This is a genomic window from Phormidium pseudopriestleyi FRX01, from assembly GCF_017313335.1.
In the GTDB taxonomy this organism is placed as follows: domain Bacteria; phylum Cyanobacteriota; class Cyanobacteriia; order Cyanobacteriales; family Laspinemataceae; genus Laspinema; species Laspinema pseudopriestleyi.
This window is the reverse complement of the sequence record NZ_JAFLQW010000205.1, coordinates 1-8591: the sequence shown is the minus strand read 5'-3', so window position 1 is coordinate 8591 and position 8591 is coordinate 1. Positions and strand designations below refer to the sequence as shown.

The window sequence follows — 8591 nt, the reverse complement described above, 5'->3', positions numbered from 1 at the left end:
TCCTCTTAGTTCGTAGTAACGACTTCAGTCGTTATCCGGTGTTCGTAGTAACGACTTCAGTCGTTTCCTACCTGAAGCTGTGACACTCACCATCAGGGGCTTAAGCACCTGTTTGGAAACTGGAGGATCCGGACATGGGAGCGTTACTGGGCAGGAGCCCAGTAACGCGGTAACGACTGAAGTCGTTACTACGAACATCTCCCCTATCCTCGCTTAAGGGATAATAAACTTAAAGTGCCTTCTGAGGAGTCGCCCGAGAGTGCCTCCTCAATTCACCTTGAAAAAAACTAGCTTCATGTTTGAACAACAACCTCAGACCCTACGGGAAAAAGTCCAGAAATTAGCGAATCAATCCCTGGAACAATCCGACCCCTCGGCATGGTTTGATATTTTATATGCCGAAGCCCAAGGGGATGCGGGACAAGTGCCTTGGGCCAAATTGTCCCCCCATCCGGTTCTGGAAAGTTGGTTGAACGATCGCGCCATAACCCCAGAGGGTCGTTCTGCCTTAGTCACGGGATGTGGGTTAGGCGATGATGCTGAAACCTTAGCCGCCCGAGGATTTGAAGTTACCGCCTTTGATATTTCCCCCACTGCGATCGCCTGGTGTCGCCAACGATTTCCCGATTCTCCGGTGAATTACTGTGTTGGGGACTTCTTTAACTTAGATCCGGCATGGCGGGGACAGTTTGATTTAGTGGAAGACTGTCGGAATATTCAAGCCTTACCCCTCAACGTGCGATCGCAAGTCATCGAGGCGATCGCCGCGTTAGTCGCCCCTGGAGGCACCCTGCTAATTATTACCCGCGATCGGGACAACGACAGCGAACCCGAGGGTCCGCCCTGGCCCCTGTCCGACGCGGAACTCGCCGAATTTTCGCAATGGGGATTAGCAGAAATCCAGCGTCACGAATTTTTTGACGGGGATAATACAATAAAACAACTGCGGGTAGAATATCGGCGATCGCACTAAGATGGGGTGATTTTCCACAGATTTCAGCCCTTACTGCCGCCATATTAAGCCTACAAAAAAACGCGAGAAGCTAGGATTAGCCTCTCGCGTCGATTGATGGGTTGAAATTTCAAACGAGCAACGATTATTACACCTTCGCTGTTATTTTTGCTTCCGTCGAAGTTAAGCGCTCGTAAGCAGCGCGCATCTTCAGACCCGTGAGTACTTGGAACAAACCGGTGCCATTGTTAGAACCCGGATAGGTGGGATGCTGTAGCAACAGTTCGCTCAACTCCCCGTAAAACTTGGTAGAGGTGTTACTGAGGTGACTTTCGATGTAGATCATCTCCTCTAAATTCTCGAACTGACCGTCTACTTCCAAAATCGAGACTTCATGACCCTCAAAAGAATCGGGTCCGTAGGCCATTTTGATCCCTGGATAGGAACAGGTTAGTTTACGTCCACAAGGCGTCCAATTAATCGTCGAACCCTCATCAAACAAATAAACCGGATCCATATCATGAACCCCGTACCGTTGGATCATCTGTACCCGCAGAACCTTCCGTTCTTTGTCATCGGAGATTAAGTTAGTGGGTAGTACCCGGATTACCACATCAGCATTAGCTTTTTGTGGTTCAATATAGGCACTAAAGTCAGGACGACGGGAGTTAATCGATGCTAAAACATCTTCATAACGGTGACCGCGTTCGGCCATATCCCGTTGAATTTTCCAGGCAATTTTCACCTCATCACTGATATCGAGGTAGACGCTAAAATCGAGCAGGGAGCGAACCCGCTCATCATAAATGGGATGCAGGCCCTCAATCACGATAATGTGATTCGGTTCCACCCGTTCAGGTGGATCGATCATGCCAGTTTCGTGGTTATAGATGGGTTTGTTAACCGCCTGACCGTTCTTTAGCGCTTTTACTTGTTCATACATCAAATCAAAGTTATTCGCTCTCGGGTCAAGCGCTGTGACCCCATGCTCTTTCCGCTGTTTGCGGTCTAAACTGTGATAGTCATCCAAGCAGATGACCGTCATCAGTTCTTCTCCAAATAGGTCTTTTAGTCGGTGCAGGAATGTCGATTTGCCGCATCCGGAGTCTCCGGCAACACCAATTAGAACCACGCTTTCCGGCTTACTGGTCATAGATTCCCTCTATCGATCTTGCTCTTTGTACCTATGCTACGGTTTATTGCGTATTAAAAGACAATAAAATTGATTCTATCTTGACATACACCGTGTAACTTTACTCAATTGAGTCAATCCTCCTGGCCCAGAACGGGCTGGCGATCGGGGATCATGATTCGCCCTAAGCCTTATATCGCATGATTTTAGAGAATTGTCAAAAGTTTTTTTGTCCGAGTTTTAGCCCCTTGATGCCTCTGAGTTCGGTGTCGCGGGATCAAGCCCATGAATATCCCTCGGTTCGGAGTAGGGGCATTAAGGGGTTTGGGGCATTTGACTCATTCCTGGCGAGGGCGGACCTACCCTGATCCCGGTTCAGTTCCCTCCACCCGACCTTCAGTCGGTGGAGTCAAAAGTCCCTAAACTGATTTACAAGAGGTGAGGCAGCTCAATGGAAGCATGAAACCTTGCTTTCTTTGGCACAAGGTCAGTACGGGGACATCGGGCTGTAATCTAGTAATAGTCTTTTTAAAGATCCCTTCATCAACAGGATAAAGGGATAATCATCACCGGACAACGGAAAAAGAGAGGGCGATCGCAGATTTCTGGGATCTGCAACTGGCTTTCCGAGTCAGCCTCCGGAACCTCTCAACCCCTTGCCGGAAAACAGTTCTTTGATTTGGAGCAATTAACATTATGTACAATCCCAGCGCAGCAGGCGTTACAGTGAATACAGAATCTGGTAACCGCTTTTTCGTATATGAAGTAGTGGGTCTGCGCCAAACTGACGAGAGTGATGCGACGACTAACCAGATTCGTCGGAGTGGCAGTACCTTTATTACGGTACCGTACAACCGCATGAACCAAGAAATGCGCCGGATCACGCGGATGGGTGGACAAATTGTCAGCATTCGTCCTCTGGGCGAAGAAGGGACGAGCAATGGTCGCCACACTCCCACCGTCAGTCAAGAGCAGACCCAGAAGGAAGCTCAACCCAGCAAGCCAATGACTCAAACCAAAGCGAAAAAGGCAACAACCGAGGATATTCCTGTTAATATCTACAAGCCCAAAAACCCCTATACTGGTAAGTGTCTCAGCAATGAACCCCTCGTCAGAGAAGGCGGGAGTGGGATCGTTCAACACTTGACCTTCGACCTTTCCGCTGGCGATTTGCGCTATTTAGAAGGTCAAAGTATCGGGATTATTCCTCCGGGAAAAGACCAAAAAGGCAAACCTCATAAACTGCGCTTGTATTCGATCGCTTCGACTCGTCATGGCGACCATGAGGATGATAAAACCGTCTCTTTGTGCGTCCGGGAATTAGTTTACCAGCATCCAGAAACAAACGAAACAGTTAAGGGTGTTTGCTCCTCTTTCCTGTGCCATTTGAAGCCCGGAGATGATCTGGCTATCACGGGTCCAGTTGGGAAGGAAATGTTACTGCCTGACGATGAAGAATCCACCGTCATCATGATGGCAACGGGTACAGGGATTGCTCCCTTCCGGGCTTTCTTATGGCGGATGTTCAAGGAACAACATGAAGACTACAAGTTTAAAGGTTTGGCCTGGTTGTTCTTCGGTATACCCTACAGTGCAAACATTCTGTACAAAGAAGAGTTAGAACAGTTACAAGCTGAGTTCCCCGATAACTTCCGCTTGACCTACGCCATCAGCCGAGAAGAACAGAATGCTCAAGGCGGTAAGATGTACATCCAAGACCGGATTGCGGAAAACGCCGGAGAAATCTGGAACCTGCTTCAACAACCCAATGCTCATAGCTATATTTGCGGTTTGAAAGGTATGGAAGGCGGCATTGATGAGGGAATGTCTGCGGTTACTTCGACCCAAGGGGTGGATTGGTTAGACTATCAAAAACAACTCAAAAAAGAACACCGCTGGCACGTTGAAACCTACTAAGGTTTACTGGGCGATCGGCGCTTAGTTGCCACTTCATCTGTGCATGAGGGGAGGTCTTTTAGGGGCCTCCTCTTCTTCTTTGGGGAGGATGGGGGAGATTGGGCGAGAATAATGACAAAAGACTGATGAAGTTCGTGTTATTATAAGAATAATATATTAATGGGGAACCGGGATATGACACAACTAAAAACCGATATTTCTACCCCGACTTTGACTTTTGAAGAATATTTGCACTATCAGGGCAAACCAGATGTTATCTATGAATTATACCGGGGGCAACTGATTGAAATGGCCACACCTTCTGGATTGCACTCTCGAATTTGCAAGTTTTTAACCTCCCAATTCGAACGTTATTTTGTGAGTCAAGATTTACCTTTAGTGGCAATGGAGGTTACTGGAGTTCAAACAGAAGACCATACCTCTAGGATTCCTGATGTGTTAGTCTGTTCTGTCGAACTTGCGGAACGAATTTGTATCCGAAAAGGTGCGGGGGTCTTTAATTTTGATGAAAAACCCGTGATTGTTGTAGAAGTCACGAGCGATAATTGGCGGGAAGATTATATCCGCAAACGGGCAGAATATGCTCTGGTCAATATTCCAGAATATTGGATTGTAGATCCAAATAAGTCGAAAATTCAAGTTTGTTTTAATCCCAACAATGATAAGGGTTACGAAGATTTAGAATTTTTGCCAGGACAGGATCTTCATTCGGTGCAGTTTCCTGACTTTATTTTACCTGTAAATCGTGTCTTTTCTCCTCCGCTGGTGACCGATTTAATCCGGGCAGAACAAGCCGAACGAAAACAGCTAGAACAACGGGCCGAAGATGAACGTCAACGGGCCGAAGATGAACGTCAACGGGCCGAAGATGAACGTCAACGGGCCGATCGCCTTGCCCAACGCTTACGAGAAATGGGGATAGATCCGGATGCAGTTTAGTGGGAGTTAGGTTAGAAGTGTTCTGGTTTCCCTTGTTTAAAAATAAAATAAAAAACAAAAATTGTTGAGGAGAAAAAATGAAAAGTATTACCCCAAAAGAATTAACAGGCAATCTCGACAATTTGCTCGACGAAATTTTAAGAACTGGAATACCTCTGGAGATTGAACGGGGAGGTAAACGGCTTCGCATCATTCCCGTAGAACCGTTAGACAAGTTAGAGAACTTGGTACATCGTCCCCATGTTATTTTAGGCGATCCTGACACTCTGCTCGATATCAATTGGGAGCAGGAGGTTAATCTTGATCTACCTTGATACTCATGTTGTAGTTTGGCTCTATGCAGGATTAACGGACAAATTGAGTGAGTTAGCGAAGTCTTTGATTAATGCTCAGACTTCCTATATTTCACCGATGGTACGTTTGGAGTTAAAATATCTCTATGAAATTGGAAGAATTTCAGAACTGCCTGACCCCATTATTGCTGATTTGAGTCATGTCATTGGTTTGAAGATTTGTCAGGAAGATTTTAATCAAGTGATTGGTTATAGTCTGGGATTAGATTGGACTCGTGATCCCTTTGATCGTCTCATTGTGGCTCATGCAGCCATCAATGGGAAGATTTTACTGACAAAAGATACCAAGATTTTAGCTAACTATGCTCAAGCAAAATGGGAATAATGATCCATGATCCAGAAGAGGAACTGAAAATGGCCCCCCTCAAATCGATGACATTTCTAAGTTTTGTTGAGTCAGTTTTATTGAGGGCACAGACATTTCTAAGTTTTGCTGCTGGGCATGAGTGAACGGGGGATAGGGGGCGTTGCGTGGGGAAGAAACGACTGAAGTCGTTACTACGAAATGGATGGTTGAGGTTTGAGGTTTTATCGTGGATGGGTGTTTAACGGGACCGATCGCCAATTTTTCGGAGTGATTCGGGCGACTTGAGCGCCAAATCCCTGTAAAAATGGTAAGTTAGTCGGTTATGGATTAGAATTGTGACTTTCAAAATTGGTTTACTGGGATTGGGAACGGTGGGCGCGGGAACGGCGCAGATTTTGCTAGACTCCGGAGGACGTCATCCGTTGTTGCAGGAGTTGGAAATTGCTCGGGTGGGGGTGCGATCGCTGGATAAACCCCGGGATATTGAGCTGACTGCGGAGATTTTAACTACGGATTTAGAGTCAATCGTCACGGATCCTGAGATTGATATTGTGGTGGAGTTGATTGGCGGTTTGGAACCGGCGCGATCGCTGATGTTGCAGGCGATCGCCTCTGGAAAACACGTTGTCACCGCCAACAAAGCGGCGATCGCCCTGCATGGTGCAGAAATCTTCACCGCTGCCAATGAAAAGGGCGTCTATGTCATGTTAGAGGCGGCAGTGGGAGGCGGTATCCCCGTGATTCAACCCCTGAAGCAGTCTTTATGCAGTAACCGCATCCAAGGGGTGATGGGTATCGTTAATGGCACCACCAACTATATCCTCACCCGGATGCAACTGGAAGGGGCGGATTTTGAGGCAGTGCTCGCCGATGCTCAAAAATTGGGCTATGCGGAAGCGGACCCCACGGCAGATGTGGATGGATTGGATGCCGCCGATAAAATCGCAATTCTGGCATCCTTGGCATTTGGGGGACGAATCAAGCGTGAACAAGTCTATGCTGAAGGAATTCGTCAGGTGAGTGCAGAAGATATCGCTTATGCCGAAAAACTGGGGTTTGTGATTAAGTTATTGGCGATCGCCAAGCGGGAAGAAGATTTTACTACTCCAACCCAAACTGATGTTGCCGATCGCTTACAGTTGAGAGTTCATCCGACATTGGTCCCGAAACAACATCCCTTGGCGAATGTAAATGGGGTTTATAACGCTATTTTTGTGGAAGGGGACCCGATTGGACAGGTGATGTTTTATGGACGAGGGGCCGGTGCAGGTCCCACAGCAAGCGCGGTGGTGGCGGATATTTTAAATGTGGCAGCAGTCTTGAAAACGGAAACGGAACCGATACCTCATCCGTTGTTAAGTTGTTCTCATCAACATTACTGCGCGATCGCCCCAATGGAAGATGTGGTGACTCGCTTTTATGCCCGGTTTTTGACTCAGGATAGTCCCGGGGTAATCGGGGAATTGGGGACAATTTTTGGCAGAAATGGTGTCAGTCTCGAATCCGTAGTGCAAATTGGGATGCGTGAAAATCAAGCGGAAATTGTAGTGGTTACCCATGATGTGAAAGAAGGCAATTTTAATCATGCTTTAGCTGAAATTCGCAATCTGGAGGCGATCGTCTCAATTCCCAGTCTGTTGCGCGTTCTTTAATTGACGTAATTAACGAATTGCATGATTACAGACCCCCCAACCCCATCGGGTGACCCTGGGTTTACAAGAGTAGGTTTTTTACGTTTATGGTGATTCGCCTTACTATTAACTTCAGCGACGGTTCCCTCCCCTTGGCAAGGGGAGGGTTAGGGTGGGGTCTTCATGACGTGGCGATCGCCACGTCACGCACTCAAAGGAGGCGATCGCACGTCACTCCGACACTCCACCCACCGATTGTGACGTGCGATCGCACGTCACTATGACCCCACCCTAACCCGGACCGATGCCAAGGTCCGGGGACCGTTCGTAAGGCAAATCACTATAAGCGTAAAAAACATACTCTTGTAAGGTGACCCTGGGGGGGACTTAAATGTTGGCAAGACGTTTAATTTTTAGACAATTGAGGATTGAGGGTCAATCGTTGATAGTCTAGTCTTAGTTTTTCCTATCTCAATGTATGCTCAATCCTCAATCCTCTGTTCCTGAAATTATCATTCCCGACGAATTGCTTCCGCCCAAGGAACTGCGGTTATCTGTGGGGGGAAGTTTTAAGGCGATCGGGACCGAGTTTTTTCGCTATTTTATAAAAATAGCGGGTTTACAACCGGATGAAGTGGTACTCGATGTGGGTTGTGGTGTGGGCCGGATGGCGGTTCCCCTGACTCAATATTTGAGCGATCGCGGCAGTTATGAAGGATTTGATATTGTTGAATCCGGAATCACCTGGTGCCAATCCGTGATTTCCCCTCGATATCCGAATTTTCAATTTCAACGGGCGGATTTGTACAATCAATATTACAACCCAACTGGACAAGAACAGGCGAGTAACTATCGCTTCCCCTATTCAGATAACCGCTTTGATTTTGTCTTTCTAACTTCAGTCTTTACTCATATTTTGCCCGAGGGAATTGAAAACTATTTACGGGAAATTTCCCGGGTTATTAAACCGGGAGGACAGGCGTTAGTCACGGCTTTTTTATTAAATGAAGACTCATTATCATGCTTAAAATCGGGTCTGAGTACCCTTGATTTTACAGAAATTTTTGAGACTTATCGATTTGCAGATGAAAAATTCCCAGAGTCGGCAGTTGCTTATGAAGAACGATTTTTTCTGGAATTGGCCGAACAATTTGGATTAAGAGTTAATCCACCCATTCATTACGGATCTTGGTGTGGGCGAGAAGACTTTTTAAGCGTTCAAGATATTTTATTGCTGGGTAAACGTTAGTCCGGTGTAACCGGGTTAAGTGGGACTCCTGCAACCCCGCCTTGTGCAAATGGAGAGTTGCAGGGGTCTGAGTTGATCGGGAATCAATCCCAAATCCGTGATTCCTATTAT

The 8591-nt window shown here is 46.9% G+C and carries 9 protein-coding genes; 8 read left to right on the top strand and 1 reads right to left on the bottom strand.

Going from position 1 to position 8591, the window contains the following annotated elements:
* Positions 1 to 295: 295 nt before the first annotated feature.
* Complete coding sequence (locus J0895_RS07460) at positions 296 to 973, top strand: class I SAM-dependent methyltransferase (protein ID WP_207087479.1); 678 nt, start codon at positions 296 to 298, stop codon at positions 971 to 973.
* A 127-nt stretch (positions 974 to 1100) separates the two neighbouring features.
* On the opposite strand, the gene J0895_RS07455 is transcribed toward J0895_RS07460, so the two are convergent.
* Positions 1101 to 2105, bottom strand: a complete 1005-nt coding sequence (locus J0895_RS07455) for a phosphoribulokinase (protein ID WP_207087478.1) — start codon at positions 2103 to 2105, stop codon at positions 1101 to 1103.
* A gap of 675 nt (positions 2106 to 2780) precedes the next feature.
* Here J0895_RS07455 and petH point away from each other — a divergent pair.
* From petH to J0895_RS07420, 7 genes are all read left to right on the top strand, one after another.
* Positions 2781 to 4001: a ferredoxin--NADP reductase gene (gene petH, locus J0895_RS07450; protein WP_207087477.1), complete on the top strand. Its 1221-nt coding sequence runs from the start codon at positions 2781 to 2783 to the stop codon at positions 3999 to 4001.
* A 174-nt stretch (positions 4002 to 4175) separates the two neighbouring features.
* Positions 4176 to 4940, top strand: coding sequence for a Uma2 family endonuclease (locus J0895_RS07445; protein WP_242541130.1), 765 nt, complete (start codon positions 4176 to 4178; stop codon positions 4938 to 4940).
* Positions 4941 to 5017: 77 nt separating this feature from the next.
* Positions 5018 to 5254, top strand: a complete 237-nt coding sequence (locus tag J0895_RS07440; protein WP_207087475.1) for a type II toxin-antitoxin system Phd/YefM family antitoxin — start codon at positions 5018 to 5020, stop codon at positions 5252 to 5254.
* Positions 5241 to 5618 carry a type II toxin-antitoxin system VapC family toxin gene (locus tag J0895_RS07435; RefSeq protein WP_207087474.1) on the top strand — a complete coding sequence of 126 codons (378 nt, stop codon included), beginning with the start codon at positions 5241 to 5243 and terminating at the stop codon, positions 5616 to 5618. Before J0895_RS07440 ends, J0895_RS07435 begins: the two co-directional genes overlap by 14 nt.
* A 317-nt stretch (positions 5619 to 5935) precedes the next feature.
* The gene (locus J0895_RS07430; RefSeq protein ID WP_207087473.1) at positions 5936 to 7252 is read left to right on the top strand and encodes a homoserine dehydrogenase; all 1317 of its coding nucleotides are present in this window, start codon (positions 5936 to 5938) and stop codon (positions 7250 to 7252) included.
* Positions 7253 to 7338: 86 nt separating this feature from the next.
* Positions 7339 to 7515, top strand: a complete 177-nt coding sequence (locus tag J0895_RS07425) for a hypothetical protein (protein WP_207087472.1) — start codon at positions 7339 to 7341, stop codon at positions 7513 to 7515.
* Between the two features lie 194 nt (positions 7516 to 7709).
* Positions 7710 to 8480: a class I SAM-dependent methyltransferase gene (locus J0895_RS07420; protein WP_207087471.1), complete on the top strand. Its 771-nt coding sequence runs from the start codon at positions 7710 to 7712 to the stop codon at positions 8478 to 8480.
* Positions 8481 to 8591 lie beyond the last annotated feature (111 nt).